General features: G+C 49.0%; 19 protein-coding genes. 18 read left to right on the forward strand and 1 reads right to left on the reverse strand.

Annotated features, from left to right (window positions below):
• The first annotated feature begins 54 nt into the window (after window positions 1-54).
• The 18 genes from sicA (at window position 55) to C4J93_RS10790 (ending at window position 14,707) form a co-directional block, all read left to right on the forward strand.
• Entirely contained in the window at window positions 55-546 is a 492-nt protein-coding gene (gene sicA, locus C4J93_RS10705) for a type III secretion system translocator chaperone SicA (protein ID WP_124362265.1), read from the forward strand.
• The gene (gene sctE / locus C4J93_RS10710; protein WP_164485245.1) at window positions 539-2,326 is read left to right on the forward strand and encodes a type III secretion system translocon subunit SctE; all 1,788 of its coding nucleotides are present in this window, start codon (window positions 539-541) and stop codon (window positions 2,324-2,326) included. Before sicA ends, sctE begins: the two co-directional genes overlap by 8 nt.
• A 12-nt stretch (window positions 2,327-2,338) precedes the next feature.
• Window positions 2,339-3,550, forward strand: a complete 1,212-nt coding sequence (locus C4J93_RS10715) for an IpaC/SipC family type III secretion system effector (protein ID WP_124362267.1) — start codon at window positions 2,339-2,341, stop codon at window positions 3,548-3,550.
• 44 nt (window positions 3,551-3,594) lie between these two features.
• Window positions 3,595-4,665, forward strand: a complete 1,071-nt coding sequence (locus tag C4J93_RS10720; RefSeq protein WP_124362268.1) for an IpaD/SipD/SspD family type III secretion system needle tip protein — start codon at window positions 3,595-3,597, stop codon at window positions 4,663-4,665.
• Between the two features lie 8 nt (window positions 4,666-4,673).
• Complete coding sequence (locus C4J93_RS10725) at window positions 4,674-6,377, forward strand: hypothetical protein (RefSeq protein ID WP_124429288.1); 1,704 nt, start codon at window positions 4,674-4,676, stop codon at window positions 6,375-6,377.
• Window positions 6,378-6,427: 50 nt separating this feature from the next.
• A complete protein-coding gene (locus C4J93_RS10730) occupies window positions 6,428-6,688 on the forward strand; it encodes a phosphopantetheine-binding protein (RefSeq protein ID WP_124362270.1) in 261 nt (86 codons plus the stop codon).
• A gap of 237 nt (window positions 6,689-6,925) precedes the next feature.
• Window positions 6,926-7,537 carry a winged helix-turn-helix domain-containing protein gene (locus tag C4J93_RS10735; RefSeq protein ID WP_256660166.1) on the forward strand — a complete coding sequence of 204 codons (612 nt, stop codon included), beginning with the start codon at window positions 6,926-6,928 and terminating at the stop codon, window positions 7,535-7,537.
• 148 nt (window positions 7,538-7,685) lie between these two features.
• Entirely contained in the window at window positions 7,686-8,141 is a 456-nt protein-coding gene (locus tag C4J93_RS10740; protein ID WP_124362271.1) for a transglycosylase SLT domain-containing protein, read from the forward strand.
• An 82-nt stretch (window positions 8,142-8,223) separates the two neighbouring features.
• Window positions 8,224-9,393 (forward strand): PrgH/EprH family type III secretion apparatus protein, encoded by a 1,170-nt coding sequence (locus C4J93_RS10745; protein WP_164485246.1) that lies wholly within the window; start codon window positions 8,224-8,226, stop codon window positions 9,391-9,393.
• A 20-nt stretch (window positions 9,394-9,413) separates the two neighbouring features.
• The gene (locus tag C4J93_RS10750) at window positions 9,414-9,677 is read left to right on the forward strand and encodes a type III secretion system needle complex protein (RefSeq protein ID WP_124362273.1); all 264 of its coding nucleotides are present in this window, start codon (window positions 9,414-9,416) and stop codon (window positions 9,675-9,677) included.
• A 70-nt stretch (window positions 9,678-9,747) separates the two neighbouring features.
• Complete coding sequence (gene sctI, locus C4J93_RS10755) at window positions 9,748-10,050, forward strand: type III secretion system inner rod subunit SctI (RefSeq protein ID WP_124362274.1); 303 nt, start codon at window positions 9,748-9,750, stop codon at window positions 10,048-10,050.
• Window positions 10,047-10,772 carry an EscJ/YscJ/HrcJ family type III secretion inner membrane ring protein gene (locus tag C4J93_RS10760; RefSeq protein WP_124362275.1) on the forward strand — a complete coding sequence of 242 codons (726 nt, stop codon included), beginning with the start codon at window positions 10,047-10,049 and terminating at the stop codon, window positions 10,770-10,772. The genes sctI and C4J93_RS10760 overlap by 4 nt, the downstream gene beginning before the upstream one ends.
• 29 nt (window positions 10,773-10,801) lie before the next feature.
• On the forward strand, window positions 10,802-11,332 hold the full coding sequence (locus C4J93_RS10765; RefSeq protein WP_164485247.1) for a secretion system protein: 531 nt from the start codon (window positions 10,802-10,804) through the stop codon (window positions 11,330-11,332).
• Window positions 11,304-12,005: a hypothetical protein gene (locus C4J93_RS10770; protein ID WP_124362277.1), complete on the forward strand. Its 702-nt coding sequence runs from the start codon at window positions 11,304-11,306 to the stop codon at window positions 12,003-12,005. Before C4J93_RS10765 ends, C4J93_RS10770 begins: the two co-directional genes overlap by 29 nt.
• Window positions 12,002-12,427 carry a hypothetical protein gene (locus C4J93_RS10775; RefSeq protein WP_124362278.1) on the forward strand — a complete coding sequence of 142 codons (426 nt, stop codon included), beginning with the start codon at window positions 12,002-12,004 and terminating at the stop codon, window positions 12,425-12,427. The genes C4J93_RS10770 and C4J93_RS10775 overlap by 4 nt, the downstream gene beginning before the upstream one ends.
• Before the next feature lie 86 nt (window positions 12,428-12,513).
• A complete protein-coding gene (locus C4J93_RS10780) occupies window positions 12,514-13,140 on the forward strand; it encodes a response regulator transcription factor (RefSeq protein ID WP_124362279.1) in 627 nt (208 codons plus the stop codon).
• A 110-nt stretch (window positions 13,141-13,250) separates the two neighbouring features.
• A complete protein-coding gene (locus C4J93_RS10785; protein WP_124429291.1) occupies window positions 13,251-14,387 on the forward strand; it encodes a hypothetical protein in 1,137 nt (378 codons plus the stop codon).
• Complete coding sequence (locus tag C4J93_RS10790; RefSeq protein WP_124429292.1) at window positions 14,384-14,707, forward strand: hypothetical protein; 324 nt, start codon at window positions 14,384-14,386, stop codon at window positions 14,705-14,707. Before C4J93_RS10785 ends, C4J93_RS10790 begins: the two co-directional genes overlap by 4 nt.
• 124 nt (window positions 14,708-14,831) lie before the next feature.
• Here C4J93_RS10790 and C4J93_RS10795 read toward each other — a convergent pair whose 3' ends face one another.
• A complete protein-coding gene (locus C4J93_RS10795) occupies window positions 14,832-15,260 on the reverse strand; it encodes a response regulator transcription factor (protein WP_124362281.1) in 429 nt (142 codons plus the stop codon).
• Between the last annotated feature and the right edge of the window lie 13 nt (window positions 15,261-15,273).

Raw genomic sequence — 15,273 nt, forward strand, 5'->3', positions numbered from 1 at the left:
GCTAGAGCTTGGCTTAATGAACCTGTCCGGCGAACCGGCAAAGGAGTTACGTAAATGAGTTCGCAGATGTCAGATGATGACGAAGTAGCAGCGGATGTAATGCAAGCCGTTCTGGAGGGCGCAACCCTGCAGGACCTGCATGGTATTTCAGAAGGGCAAATGGAGAGCCTCTACGGCTATGCCTATGATTTTTACTGTCAGGGACGATTGGAAGACGCGGAAAAGTTTTTCCGGTTCCTGTGCATTTATAACTTTAACAATACCGATTACTGGATGGGGCTCGCCGCTGTATACCAAATGCAGAAGCGCTTCGAAAAAGCCTTGGATATGTACACGGTAGTGTTTGCACAAAGCAAAGCTGATTACAGCTCGATGCTGCATGCAGGGCAATGTCAACTTGCCTTGAGAAGAGTGGGCAAGGCTCGACGATGTTTTGAACTGGTCATTGAGCGAGGAACCGCTGAGTTGTGCGCAAAGGCACAGATCTATCTGGACGCGATGCGCCAGGCTGCAGCTACCAGCGCTAACGAGGATGATGATGAATAATATCAATGCGGTGAGAGATACGCGGGTTGTGGGTGCATACCTGAATCAGGAGCAGCGTGTGGACACCGAGAAAGCAAGTTTCGCCAGTCCGGACTTTGTCCGGCGGGCGCAAGACTCGGCGCAGCAATTGGCGACTGTGGTCTTGGGCCAGTCCACGGAGCAAGGCCGATTTGATCCGTCTGCACCGATGCTGCGTATGCCGGTACAAAATGAAAAAAAAGAAGGCATGAGTTCCCAGGAGCATTTCATGCTCGTGCTCGCGGCTGTCATGGAGCTTGTCGAGGGGGTCACCACGGCTACCCTTAAGCGCAATCTGGAAATCCTGCGATCGTTCGCCGCCGCGCACGCAGAAAGTAGCACCAAGCGTTCCGAGGAGTTTCAAGGCGCCGTGGACGCTGCGTCCGAAGCAATAACGGATGCCGAACAAACTGAAAAAAACCTGAACAGCGCACTCGGCGCTCAGAAAACGGCCCAGGGTGCGCTGGATCATGCGCAAGCCGAATTGGATGCAATGGATCCGGATGATCCGCTGTATGCAGCGGCGCAGGCCAAGCGTGATAACGCAGCCAAGCAACTGAGCCAGGCAAGCGGTCAAGTTAAAGCGGCTACCTCGGCGCACAACGATGCTTTGGTGAAGGCAAATGCCAAGCAGGCTGAAGCTGAAGCACTGAAAGAGCAACTGGAAGGAAAGCAAAGCCTGACAGGGCCAGACAGTGCCAACGCTGAAAAAACCTTAAATAATACCGGGCTCTTGCTTAAGTTGATGTTGAGCGTTGCGCAAATCATGTCGGAGGCGATCGAGGCGGACAACCAGGCGCAGTTTGAACTTAACAAATCAATGAGCAAGGCACGCCAAGCCTATCTGGAGAAAAAGTCCGACGAGTACCTGGAAGAGGTACGCAAGGCCGAAGAAATGCAAAAGGCCATGGGGTGCCTGGGGAAAGTATTGGGTGGGATCCTTACGGCAATTAGTGTCGTGGGCGCGGTATTCACAGGTGGCGCGAGTCTGGCAGTCGCAGCTGTAGGGCTCGCACTCATGGCCGGCGATATGGTGAGCAAGGCACTGTTTGACTTCTCCTTTATGGAGGCCGCACTCAATCCAATCATGGAGCATGTGTTCAACCCTATCGTTCAAGCGTTGGGCAAAGGTATCACCGAGTTATTAAAAGCTGTGGGTGTGGATTCGGCGGCAGCCGAGATGATCGGCATGATTACCGGCGCCATTCTCGCTGCGGCAGCAATGGTGGGCGCTGTCGTCCTGGGCGGCGCTGCTGCCGGCAAAGTAGGGGCGAAGATAGCCCAGAGCAGCATCAAGAAGAGCATTGAGCAAGCCCTTGGCAAATTGATGGATAAGCTGGTACCGGACCTAGTCAAGCAACTCGCACGTGGGGCCGGGCGTGGCATGGGCCAAGCTGTAAGTAAGGTCGGCACCCAGGCGCGTGAGTTTTTTGGGCTCAAGAGTGATGCGGCTTCAATACAGCGATATTCGAAAATACTTGATGGTATGAGCACGGGCGTTCAAACCGTAGGCGCGACCTCTACGGCATCAATGAATGTCGTCAAGGGGCACAGTGAAATGAAGGCTGCTGAAGCCTTGTCTGAAGTTGAGTTGAGTCGCGCGGATATTGAGCAACTTCACCAGATGCTGACTAAATTGATCCAAATGATCCACGAGGCAGTCCAGGACGTGCAGCGTCAGTTTATGAAAGCGATCGATAATCTGGAAAATCAGTTCGCAGTGGCGCACTCAGTCGTTAATAAAATTAACCGTTCGGTTTAATGAGCTTTGTCTATGTCTATTAATATTGGATCCGCCTCTCAAGGGCCCATTGTAAACACCAACGCGGTTGATGCGAGCCGACATAACGAAAGCCGTCTTGCGATCGCTGAGACGCTTTCTTCCGATGCAGTAATCTCTCGTGCACAGGTAACTGTCGAAAATCCGCAAATAGAAAAAATGCTGAACTTCATCAAGGAAGCCGGACTCGCTGAGCTACCCACACTGGCTGAGCAACAAAAGCTCAGGATTGCATTGTATGAGATGGTGCCTGAGGCTTTACGACTGGCCGACAAGCTCGGCCCTAAAACCGGGAATGTCGGGGAAATCAGCCAGGCAACCGAGGTATCCATCGAGAGCGATTTTGCAGAAGCCGTTCGCGCCGCAACTGAGAAACCGGAAAAAACTGAGGCGTTCCTGGACCCGCTGACGCTGACAGGGCGACAAGCGCTGCTGTATCAACTGTTATTGTTTGTCGAGTTCGAGGCGAGGGCCGCCAAAGATAAACAAAAATCAGCCTATGCGATCATGTCTTTCGAACAGATGCTATCAAAGGCGGCGGCCAAAGTTCAAGAAGGTAAACAACTGTTTCATGCGGCCATTGCCAACAGTGCAACGTCGCTTTCGATGACGGTGGGTGGTGCTGTCGCTTCTGCTAAAGCAATTCATACAGAAAGTGTCACGCTGAAAAAGAATAAAATGCCCGCGAATGACCTGGGGCTGAAGATTCAAAATAAGAATCTGACCATTGATTCCGGCGGACTTCAAATTAATCCCCAAGATAATCTTAAATCATTAACTCGTCACAAAGGAGCGGGCACCGAAGAAATGCAACTCGCGCCGAGTGGGCACCAGACGACAACGGAAGAGCGAGCAATCATGAAGCGCGACCTGCTTGATGATCAGGCGCGTGTTAATGAACTGGAGCAGATGCACCAGCAAGTCATGCTCAAAGCGGAAAAGCTAAAGCTGGTAGCGCAAACGCTGATGAGTAGTGGGCAAGTGCTGGGTATGACGATGAACAGCGCACTACAGATTGAAGCCATGGCCCTGCAGGCAGATCAGATGATTAAAGAAGCGGCCAGTTCGGTGATGGGCTCGCTGTCGCAGTCGTCTAGTACGGAAGAAGGCTATAGCCGCGATCTGATCAGGAAATTACTTGAACTTTATGATAGTTATCGAAAAGCAGATGTGGCTGCTTTGAATCATATTGCTAGCAAGATTTAAATTTAACTTCACTATCGGCTGGTATGGTCGAAATTAGGTAACGTATGTCTGATATAGCTGTTTTTACAGGGGCCTCGACGCGCTCATCCAATGTGTATGGGGCAAGTGAAACCGATTCGGTGCGCGCGGATGCGGTTAGCGCCGAATCAACAAGGGGAGTGGAAAGCTGCCGGGCTGAGAACAAAAGCCCCGAGCTTCTGCGCAGTGTACAGTTATGGTCGAATAGCGTCGAGGCACTTCAGCACAAGCTGAGATTGGTTGATATAAATAACGATGATGGCTCTCGAAAGCTGAGGGAATTGCTGGAAGAGGCATTTGTGTCTAAAACCAGTGCGCTGTTAAATCTAAAGAAGGCAATGTATTCTGGTGCTTTTGATTTGGGGAGGCTTGAGGCCTATATAAAACCGATAAATAGCGCGTTGCAATTAAGTTCTATAGGATCGTCAGATATGGGGCGAAGCAGTGAGGTTGAGAAAACTTTGGAGGATAAAATTGTAGAACTTATTGATCAGTTGGATAAAGAATATCAAGCATCTTATTTCTTTATTGTTGAGCAGTACGCTGAATTTTATTCTGACTTTAATGAAAAAATTACAGCAGAGATGTCGCATTGGATCGAGGGTATTGGCGAATCAGAAGTGAGGATCGAATTTGGTGCCATGAAGGTCGCATTGGACGCCATGATCGAAAAGTATAGCGATCAACCTACAGGTGTTTTATATCCACCTCAGGAAGACGGCTATGTAAGTGTCGTAAGCCGCGAAGAAGCGGAGAAATGGCTCTCAGAGCTTGGTTCAGGGGTTATCATTGAGAATGACGACGGCGGATGCATAATAATGATGGATCTTACTCCGTTAAAAAAAATGATAGACATGATGCCAAATCACGGTAGTCATATGGAGCCGGGAGACTGGTTTCGGTTTGACTCAGCGAAGTATTCAGCTTGGCAAACAGCTTTTAGCAGCCAAGAGGAAGAGCTAAAAAATACGCTTCAACAGTTCACAAACAAACTGGACTCTGCAGCAAGCTTGGTGAGAAGTTTTATTCAAACGCTGTCATCAAGCATTAGCGCAATCGAACAGACCAATAATCAGATTATGAGTAATTTGAAGTAGGTGGCTCTATGGAATCAATTTTTCCTTCAAATATCGCCAGACTGTATCCCAGAGATAACTCTTATAACCAAAATTATCTCGGTGGAAAGTTGGCTAGAGGGGTTAATACAGACAAACAAGTAAAATTTTCATCAGGTGCTGGCGCTACAGTGCGTCAACATCAATTAAGAAATTTAGTGGGCGCGGAGTCAGTGGACTCAGTACTTGAAAAGCATAGTAATTTGAAGGGTGCTTTGGATGAGTTAGCGTCAAATTACAGGCGGGCACATTTTTCTCCCGAGGCCAATAGTTGTTACCAGAAGCTTAGCGCTTCGCAGCTGCGTGAAATGAACGATTTGCAGCGGGTGATAATTGTGACTGCCGCCAATATGCCTTCAGTCGCCGAGAAATTACTTAGTGAGCTTAATGCCTTTTTGCAGGATAATGCAGATAAATTAAAAGGGGCAGTCTCGCTTATTGCGTCTGGCTCAAAGTCTGCCTCGCTGGTTGAAAGTTTTGATGCTTTAAAACAGTCTGTGGCGAAGCAGGTGCGTTATGAAGAAGCCAGCGGTTTTTATGCTGATGTTAATAAAAATTTTGGTAAGCCTGCTATCTCTGCATATTTGAAAAATAGGGGGGTTTCGATCCCTACTGATACTGTGTTGCCTGCAGATAAAATCATGAGCCAGGCGGCCGCTGAGACAATGGATAGTCTGAGGAGAACGAATACAGAGGGTAAAACTGGCGGTGTGCTGGATTTTTTTTCACTATCTGAGGTATTAAAGTGCGTAATGACCGAGGTGGATCTTCGCCGTTCACTGATTGAGAAATCGCCGAAAGAGCAGGTGGGCGACGGTGGCTCTGGGACTGATCGCTCGACCTCCGCGCCCGAAAGAAGAGGCCAAAATGCGCCAGGCACACCAGGAATCACGAACTCAAATGTGCAGAATATTAATATTAGCGCAGATTTATTGAGAGCTCTGGCAGGCGCGGCAAATAGCCATGAGCCAACTGCCATAAATAAAAAAACTTCAGATCAGAGCGTGCCTGATGAATCAATACCTGCTGGAACTGATGCGCTAGACACGCCGCAGGACGTTAACGATAAGACGAATGTTGCAGAGCTGAATTCGCTACCGCCGCCGCCGCCGCCGCCGTCGTCGCCGTCACAGTCGCCGTTGAATCGTAAAAGTTCAGTTAGAGCGCTAATTGAAAAGTTTGACGGAGATCGAAATGATACCCTTGATCGGGTGACTCTCAACAGCCCTGAACGCGATAAAAAAAATGATGATGTTGAACTCCGACATAAACTCAATCCAAACTCGCCAGCGAGTGTATTGAGTTTTGGAAATGTAACATACGCACCTTGGACTGATCGGGACTTTAGTAAACGCGGCAGTATTATGCTCGATGCGCGCGAGAGCCTGACTGCGATACTCAAGGCTGTGAGTTACTCTTTGCAGGTTTCTAGTACTGACACGAAGAACCAACGGCATGCTGTTAACCTGCTTAAGCGAGATTTGAGTAACTTTGATGATACCCAAAGTCTTTCCAGTGCCAGTTTTGAGACGTTAAGTCAAATGCTGAACAGCGGCCGCATGAATAAATTTGCATTGGATCTGAAAAGTGGGTTGAAGTCATTTGAAAATAACAATATCAAAATGCGACGTAACTATGAAAGCGTGAGGCAAACAATAGAAAAACTGCAAGCATTATTCACGTTCCTTGAGTGATCAACTTCACGGCTTGTTCAAGCGCAGTAATATGAGGTGGAGGGCGGGGGGTGAATGAAATTGATCCAGTATTTAGTATGCTACGAGCACTATTAGCCTATCACTTCAGACTTGCTCAAGAAAAGATAACTAGCAAGACACTAATTATTGAGCAGCTTATGGCGGATTCGTTAGACTTGATTGATATAGGCTTGCAGTTGAATGAGGTATTTAAAATTGATTTGAATGTGTCGCTGGTAGCGACTAGTCATAGCGTGGAGGATATGTATTTGCACGTTAAAACAGCGCTCGCGCTGAACGAAAATACGTAAAGTAATGCCGTAAAGCGTCTTAAAATAATAAAAAAATCCAATTATGCAACTTAAGCATCAATCATTCTATGAGCCTGTGCGCTACTAGTGCGTCAGAAATTTCTTGTGTCGTACTGGATGTTTCCGGCGCTATTGTGGTCGTTTCTTATCCACCCGGCGCCTTTCTTGCCTCTAGTATAGCTCCATCGATTTTGGGTAGTCGTTTTGGCGGCGCATTATACTGGCGAGGTTAGAAAAGTGACTGACATAGTTAATCCTTCTTTTACTGAAGATGTGGCATTTGGGAAGTGGGTTTGGAGAAAAAACAGAGGTCTTTGGTTAGGCAGTGAGTGTGTTCATTTGCCTCCTAAAGAATCCAGGCTCCTTGAACTATTGCTTGCCTCTGAGGGGCGGGAGCTGAGCAAGGATAGGTTGCTGGATAGTATCTGGCCACATCAGGCGGTGGGGGAGGAGTCTCTTAGCCGTTGTATTTATATCTTGCGCAAAATACTGCGCTCGTCAGATAGCAAAAGTTATATCGCAACCATCTATGGCAAAGGCTATCGGTTTGTTCGGCCTGTTATATCCATACCTGAAACCACGCACTCGATCGCGATTGCGCACTCTGTGAAGTTAACCCCGAATGGTGCCAGTAGTGGTCGTTCAGATTCCGCTCACGCGCCGTCTATTGTCACCGCACTTATCTGCGACACTCAAATGCTGGATGAGCTGGGTGGATTGCAGAACGGTCGACGTATGTGTTTAGAGCTGGTCAACCAGTGCGGCACCTTGACACTGCGCCGATTGAATCCCTCCGCTCCAGAGCCTATTGAACGGTTCACTTCTGGGGCGAGTCGGAGTGCTGCCTAAGCATGAGAATATATAAAAAAGTTGAACTTGCAGTCCATTCGAGCGCCGCACCATTGTCCGGTGGATCCAGGTTATTTGAAGAGTGTCCTGTTTGTCTTGTCAGCCAAAGACGCCTGCGAGAATCGGCCAGGTTCGCGGGGAGGCTGCTTTGACCCGATATCTCTTGGTCGGCCTGCTACTGTTGACAAGGCCTTCTTGGGCGGATGCTTTCTGCTGGGAACAGGTGGGAGCGTCCTACGACATTGAACCAGAGCTTCTTTTTGCTATAGCACAAGTCGAGTCTTCGCTGCGAACAGATGCGCTGAATCATAACCATGATGGTTCGCGGGATATTGGTTTAATGCAAATCAATAGTCGCCATCTACCGTGGCTCAGTGAGATGGGTATCGACGAAGGCCGACTATTAAATGACCCCTGCTTGAGCATCGCTGTGGGTGCCTCAATACTGAAAGAGTTTATTGGGCGCTTTGGCTATAGCTGGGAAGCTGTCGGCGCTTACAACGCTGGAGGTTCTGCTTCTAGGGCAACGTCACGGCAGCGTTATGCCAAGCGTGTCCAGGAGCGTTATCACATGATGCGCAGTGATTTGAATCTTGATGGATAATACTTCTATCCATCAAGATTTAATATCGAGTTGGCATTAATCTATGTCCATATCGCGCGATGTAAAACGGTGGAAGGGCAATATGTTGTTAGGCGAAAAAGAGCAAGGCACCACGGACTTCGGTTGCGTGCTACGTGTTCTGGATGGGCCGCTGTGCGGCTGTGAGTATGAGTTGCGTGATAAACAAAACCTGTTCGTCGTCGGTATGGAAAGAGAATTTTTCAACGATGAATCAGCCGTTTCCTTTCCTGAGCACTCATTTTATATACCGCTGGAGGGTAGTAGTAGTAATTTTGAAGTGCTTGTTGAAGAAACTGCACAGTCTGGCGTCATGGTGCGTATATTCGGTGAGGAAGTAGTAGAGCGATCTTTAACTTATCAAGTCATTCACAGTGTAGGTAGTTTGCGTATTGCTTTACGTCCGCTGGATGCAGACTGGGTTGACGGTTTGTTTGACGAGCCTGCGCCCGAAACGTTTGCACGGACAATTTCTAATAGGCTCTCGGTGAAGAGCGTAATTGCGATGCTACTAAGTGGCGTAGTATTGATCGCCTGCTTCTGGTGGGAAAGCCGGCCAACGCCAGTGGTGAGTGTGAAGTCTGTCGTTGGCGGGGTCAGCAGCCCTTACAGAATTATTAAAGGCCGCGATGACAAGATTTACATGTTTGCTTCAAGCGAGCGCGAGCTGAGCTGGGGGCGACAGGTCATGATGCGAAACAATAGTACTGGCATCGATGTGATGTCGATACGCGAGGAAGCAAAGCGTGTTGAAGGCGAGTTGCTTCGTCATTACCCCGGTTTAGCATTCCATCGACTCGATCTGAGTAATCCTGAATTTCCCCGTCTGGTTCTGAGTAAGGAGCGTGCTCACTTAGACTTGGCCGCTGGCGAGGCGCTTAGGACTTTCTTGTTAAAGGACATGCCTTATGTGCAGTCAGTAAAAATCGAGCGACGCAGCGACCTGGAGCTAGAGGCACTGGCAAAAGATGGTTTGCAGCGCTTGGCTGTTCCATTTGAACGAATGCATCACCCGGCTGGCGTCACGTTTAAGGTTAGAGGTGCGTTGAATGACGGTGAACTAAATAACGTACGCGAGCTGGTTGAGTCGTTTTATCAGCAATGGGGAGGACGTTATGTTTCATTTGCGCTAGAACTCGATGACGATTGGTTGAAAGGCAAGTCCTATCAGCTAGGTTCACAAGGTTATATAAAAATGAGTCCGTCTTCTTGGTATTTTCCCGCACCGACTTAATAAATTTGAGGTAATAAAACATGGCAAACACTAATAGCCCTAAACCGGCAGCGCCTAGCGGCTGGTTGACCGAAGTTTCACAAGATTTCGATGAGTCGGTGACGGATCTTAAAAAGGCATTGGATGCTTCATTGGATAAGCTAAAGGGTGATGCTTCAGATCCCTCCCTACTTGCTGATTATCAAGCTCGGTTGTCGGAGTATAATTTGTTTCGTAACGCACAATCGAACACCGTAAAGGTATTCAAAGATATTGATGCTGCGATTATTCAAAACTTCCGTTAGTGCTTAATTGGTCTCCTTTTTTCACATCTTGGGGCCCCGTACCGGGGCTGGTTAAGTGTAGAGTGTATTTATGTCCGGCTTAGAACTAATCGCTTCTCCTGGCGCACAGGTGAGCTTTTTAAACAACCCCGCCAGTGATGCGTCAGAATCTTTGGAAGGCCGGCTTATCCAGGCCTTTTCTGAAAAAAGCGTGGAAGCAGAACACTATGTATCCGCAATCAACTCAATTTTGTCGCGTCCGGGAATGCTCAGCGACCCAGAGGTTCTCTTCGAACTGCAACAGCAAACCGCGAATTATAATCTCGATATCTCCATGGTCAGTACACTTACACGTAAGGCCGTGGGGGCCGTTGAGGCATTGATGCGCTCATGATACTGCGGTGGCTATTACTCGGATTGGTGTTCTTGGGGTTGGTAGGCTGTCGTCAGGCGGATCTGCTGGACGGATTAGATCAGCACCAGATAAATGCTGTTATCGCTGTACTGCAGCGTAACAATATTGAGGCGGTCAAAGTCGATCAGGGCAAGAATGGCTATAGCGTCCACGTCCGCCAGTTGGATTTTACCGCTGCAGTTGACTTGTTACAATTGCATGACCTGCCACCCAAGCCTCGGCTTGAGGTTGCACAAATGTTCCCACAGGATTCGCTGGTTGCTTCGCCCCGAGCAGAGAAAGCCAGATTGTTCTCAGCCTTGGAGCAACGCCTGGAACAAACATTGGCCACACTGGAAAAGATTGTCCGGGCCAGGGTGCACGTCAGTTATGACCTGGATGCCGGGGAAGGAGGCCGTAAGGCTTCGCCCATACATCTTTCTGCCCTGATCGTGCATGAGCGGGGTGTAGACTCACAACTATTGATCGGTGATATCAAGCGGTTTTTGAAAAACAGTTTTTCGGATGTCAGTTACGACGATATTTCAGTTGTGCTTTCACCTAAAAGCGAAATTCAGCACTTTGCGCCTTCAGCGGCACCCACGAATCATAATAAGAATTACCTGCTGGGCGGTCTGATTCTGATGGTCTTATTAGGCGGCCTATCGAGTGCTTATTGGTATTGGTCAGTAAAGCGACGCCAAACTAAGGCGGACCTGTGATGGATCTTGCCCCGCGGTTGAGACATATCATGTTTGATCCTTTGGCCTACCTACATCCAAGTCGTCTGAGCAGGACAATCAATCTTAGTTCTGCGCGGCAACGGAGCGCGCTTAATGGGATTTTTCTTGACGCACTACCCAATGCGATGCCGGCTACGCCGGAGGTTGATTCTGTGTATGCGCATTGGGTGAGATATTGGCACCGCCTGCCTCATATTGCTCTGGCTCTGGGGGCGCAGCAATTGCGTCAACACCTGGCGCAAGGAGGGACTTGGTTATGCCTGCCTGAGCAAGCCCAGGCCTTCGCATCCTGTAAGCTTCGTGAAGCCCGCGAAGAGGAAAAAACGTCTTTGGTGTCTGTGGCCCAAGTCCAGGCATGTGGGCTTTCCGCATTGCTGGCGTGGAGAGAGTGGGTGCCTGAGGCACTGGTAGCACGGCTGCCGCTACTCTTCCCTGAGAAAATAGTCGAGCTGCAGGGAACCCAGCCGATACCTTCTGCTGATCTATTAATTTTTAAATTGGCTCTACAAAATGATCAGAATTATTCCCATTCACGATAACCTTCTGATTGAGGATAGCGTCTGGGTCGCCTCAGTGCATCTGCAGAAGCAAACGCAGGCCGTCGACATTCTTGACCAGGCGATTGCTCAAGCCAATAGCCGTATCCACGCGGCTCAGTGCGAAGCGGATGCAATTCATCAGCATGCTTTTCGCCAAGGGTATGACAAGGGCGTCTGCGCCCTGGCGCAAGATGTCGTACATGCAGTGGGTCAAGCAAGTGCTCTTCAGAAGCGTCTAGAGGTGATCTTGCATCGTACTGCTGTTGATTTAGTCGCAGACTTGCTGGGCCGGCCTGAGTGTTTGGAGGCCATGTTTGCCAGATGGCTGAAAGAGGGCAGAGCCGACGCCAGCTCGGACCAAGCTATGACCGTGGTATTGCCTCAACGCTTGGATGCGTGTGGTGAGGAGTTTGTGGCTCGTCTACGCTTGCATTGGAGTGGCACAATGAATGTCGAATTCGTCGACGGGGAATATTACCGATTTCGTTGTGACCAACAATTTGCCGAACTGAATGGTCGGGCTATCGGCGAAGAACTGGCCCCGGAATTGATGGTGAAATTAGGTCTATTGACGGAGCAGTGCGGGCGGATTTCCGGCGAGGTCCGGTCTGCTATTTTGCGGTTTACCGGGTTGGATGAGTCGATTTGTTTGAATAAAGGGATCACGGAATGAACATTGGTGCCATTCGCCCCGCTGGTAGCCAGGCCGTGCTCGCCGCTCAAGAAGCGATCCTTGACCTGGATCAGCGTGTGCTTGAAGTTGGTGCGCTATCCAAAACCTCTTTGGATGATCCTAATTTCGAAGCGTTCTACCAGAGGTTATTGGCTATAGCAGACGATGGTTTGAGCGGCGCAACAGTTTACGAGTGCTTACGCGCGTTTGAGGCTGATGGAGCGCATCCTTATCGCACCACTGAAACCCAGGCTGCAGTTTTGGCCTTGACCCTGCAGCGCCTTAAAGAGGATAGTCTCCAAGATACAGCGCTATATAAGAGTGTCACAGAGGCTCAATCTCGTGTTTTTTCGACGAAATTTATGGTTCAGGAATATATGCAGCAAATATTCATGGTGGCTGAAGAGCTGCCCGAATGGTGAGCTCACAATGTTGACGACATCGCGCCTGATCACTTCAGAGGTCGCGGGCGCAGTCGATCTTTTAATACCATTATCAGGTGTAGACAGTGGGAAAAATACTGATTGTTGATGATCATCCGATACTACGATTAGCTGTTCGTTTGTTGTTGGAGCGTGACGGGCACGAGGTGGTGGGGGAGGCGGACAATGGGGTCGATGGTGTCAGTTTAGCTCGAGAGCTGAACCCTGGCCTGGTGCTGCTTGATATAGGTATTCCGAACCTCGATGGGTTGGAGGTAATCGCCCGTATCCAGACATTGGCAACGCCGCCAAAAGTCCTGGTACTAAGTGCACAGGAACCTGCTTACCTTGCCCACAGGTGCATGCGGGCTGGGGCTGCCGGTTTTGTGTTTAAGCAGGAGGACCCAGCGGAGCTACTCGCTGGTGTGCGTGCAGTGTTGTCGGGCTACAGTTTTTTTCCTAGCCAAACGCTCAATGACGTTCGCAATGACGCAGGGAAATCTGACGAGGCTACATTGTTAAGTACGCTGACCGATCGAGAGCTCACCGTTCTTCGTTATCTGGCGTTGGGATACACGAATAAACAAATAGCTGATGAGTTACTGATCAGCAACAAAACGATCAGCTCTTATAAAATACGCTTGCTTGAAAAATTGAACGCCTCTAGCCTTGTAAGCTTGGCCGAACTGGCGAAAAGAAATTCACTGGTATGAACGTTTAAACAACCGCTTGCGGTAAAGCTCTGTCATGAGCGCTATTTGAAAGCCTGCTTCAGACGCTATTGATACTTTCAGGTCTCATTTGGCGTCTTGAGGCAAAATAAATGAATGTTAAAAACGTTGTCGCCGGGTCACCGCCAGTAGGCGTGTTTCCCAGAACGACTTCAGATCTGCCAGTGCGAACATCGTGCAGTATTCGTAATGTACTAGGGATTCCCAGCCGCCAGCTAGATGAGTTTTGTTCCGAACATTTTGGAAATATTCTTACGTTGTGTGCATCGGATAGGCAAGCATCAGCGATCATGGCGGGCCACTTAGAGAACTTACTGGAACAAGTACGCGAAGTCACGCCCGACCAATGTGATAAACATAAAATTGTCAGCAGCCTCACAAATAATTTGCTGGCCAGTCTGACTCATATCGACTTGGAACAAGCGCAGCGCGCTATAGAAAAAATCCAAAGTCATTTCGATCAGAGCGCATTAGATGGCGCTCTGAATGCGTTGCGTCTGTCCTATCACAAAGCTACCCATTCAAGCGGTCGAATGGCGCACGCACAAGAAATGCAGAGTGACGTACTGCATTTTTTCCAAGGGCATTCTTTCGAGCGTCTAGCCGGTTTTCTCCCATATTTTCATGATCACGTTCAAATACTACAAGAAGATGGCACTGGCATTGGCAATCAACTGCATTGGGGGCTGAATGAGATAGCCACGGCTGCGGCCTTGGGGACCTTGGCCGGAGAGGCAAGGGTCGACGTTACGGGGCAAGAAAGTCTTTGCCGGGTTGCGGCTGCGGTTATTCCCAGCGGCACAGCTTTCGATTTTATGCCAAATATAGGTAGAGACGGAAAACCTGGGCTTGGTACTGTCATTGAAGGCCTGTTGAGAAGTGGTGCACTTTCAATTCCGGATAATGCAGCATGCGAGGATATGGTGGCGATGGCGTACACTCTTGCCATTTGCGATACACAGCGTAACAACCTATCCGGTCTCGCTAGGCCCACGAATAAAATTGTGTACACAGTGGCGCCTGCAGTTTATAGGCTGTTGATGGAGTGCGCACAAGAAGATCCCCTGAAATTCGGTACTCTATTTTTTGACAACGGGCGGCTTAGCGAGGCCGGCCTTGCTCTGTGCAGCAAATTGACAACTACGGTTGAAGTGTTTGAAGAGTTTGCGCCTTATACGGATGCCACAGCTAAGAATGAGAAAGGGGGCCTAACAATCCGCTCAGCGTGATTTATACCGAGGGGACTCTGACTGCGCACGAAAAACAGCGTGCAGTACTTGAACTTTTAGGTGGAAATGGTTTCTTTGGTTCCGCCAATGTGGCAGAGGATATTGAGGGGTTCTCAAAAACATTCCATCATTCCGTCCTAGAAAAAATAAGAGGACGTTCCATAATGCCCGATCCGCGAGGAAGTTATATATATGGGTACGCAAAGCTCTCAGAAAAGCTTGGAGCTGAATGTCATGCAGGAAGAGTTAACCTGGATGCTGTGCTTGGGGAAATTAAGGCTATGGGTGGGTCTGTGTTAGACCGAGAAAAAAACCACTGAGAATATCCTATGCTTGTCCTGCTGATGTAGTCCAAGTAATCCATTACATAATTTCTCGCGTACCTTGTCTTCATGGCATGGGGCGCGAGTAATACCCATCCAGCTCTGTCAACTGAACTCTAGATTATTTCGTTGCTGGGGTTGGACCAAGCTTGACGCTGCCATAATATGGAAAATAATCGTAACCGGCGAAGATTGCTTCGATTGCGTTAAGGAAGTCGCGTATGCCTGCGCGCTTACTGACAAAACCGGAGGCGCCGGCCCGTAAACAATATTCTGCGCAAGGCACTGCGGGATATGTACAAAAAATTAACATGCTAGGAGCATTCGATAACGAAGACATTTGTTTGATAATTGCTAACCCCTCTGTTTGATTTTGGCCAATATCAAAAGTTACAAGATCGGGATGATACAGGTTCGCAAGTCTTAGACCGTCTACTCCGTCGCTGACGTCGGCCAGAACTTTAATGCCTCGTCTTTCTAACACCGCTCTGATTGCCAGTCGCACAATCGGGTGTTTATCAATAATTATCACACTGTTCGAGTCTATCATGCGTCTACACCTT

The organism is Pseudomonas sp. R2-37-08W, from assembly GCF_003851705.1.
In the GTDB taxonomy this organism is placed as follows: Bacteria; Pseudomonadota; Gammaproteobacteria; order Pseudomonadales; family Pseudomonadaceae; genus Aquipseudomonas.

Coding starts and splice junctions, on each gene's coding strand:
- sicA (WP_124362265.1), top strand. CDS start 55: ATGAGTTCGCAGATGTCAGATGATGACGAAGTAGCAGCGGATGTAATG.
- sctE (WP_164485245.1), top strand. CDS start 539: ATGAATAATATCAATGCGGTGAGAGATACGCGGGTTGTGGGTGCATAC.
- C4J93_RS10715 (WP_124362267.1), top strand. CDS start 2,339: ATGTCTATTAATATTGGATCCGCCTCTCAAGGGCCCATTGTAAACACC.
- C4J93_RS10720 (WP_124362268.1), top strand. CDS start 3,595: ATGTCTGATATAGCTGTTTTTACAGGGGCCTCGACGCGCTCATCCAAT.
- C4J93_RS10725 (WP_124429288.1), top strand. CDS start 4,674: ATGGAATCAATTTTTCCTTCAAATATCGCCAGACTGTATCCCAGAGAT.
- C4J93_RS10745 (WP_164485246.1), top strand. CDS start 8,224: ATGTTGTTAGGCGAAAAAGAGCAAGGCACCACGGACTTCGGTTGCGTG.
- C4J93_RS10750 (WP_124362273.1), top strand. CDS start 9,414: ATGGCAAACACTAATAGCCCTAAACCGGCAGCGCCTAGCGGCTGGTTG.
- sctI (WP_124362274.1), top strand. CDS start 9,748: ATGTCCGGCTTAGAACTAATCGCTTCTCCTGGCGCACAGGTGAGCTTT.
- C4J93_RS10760 (WP_124362275.1), top strand. CDS start 10,047: ATGATACTGCGGTGGCTATTACTCGGATTGGTGTTCTTGGGGTTGGTA.
- C4J93_RS10765 (WP_164485247.1), top strand. CDS start 10,802: ATGTTTGATCCTTTGGCCTACCTACATCCAAGTCGTCTGAGCAGGACA.
- C4J93_RS10770 (WP_124362277.1), top strand. CDS start 11,304: ATGATCAGAATTATTCCCATTCACGATAACCTTCTGATTGAGGATAGC.
- C4J93_RS10775 (WP_124362278.1), top strand. CDS start 12,002: ATGAACATTGGTGCCATTCGCCCCGCTGGTAGCCAGGCCGTGCTCGCC.
- C4J93_RS10785 (WP_124429291.1), top strand. CDS start 13,251: ATGAATGTTAAAAACGTTGTCGCCGGGTCACCGCCAGTAGGCGTGTTT.
- C4J93_RS10795 (WP_124362281.1), bottom strand. CDS start 15,260: ATGATAGACTCGAACAGTGTGATAATTATTGATAAACACCCGATTGTG.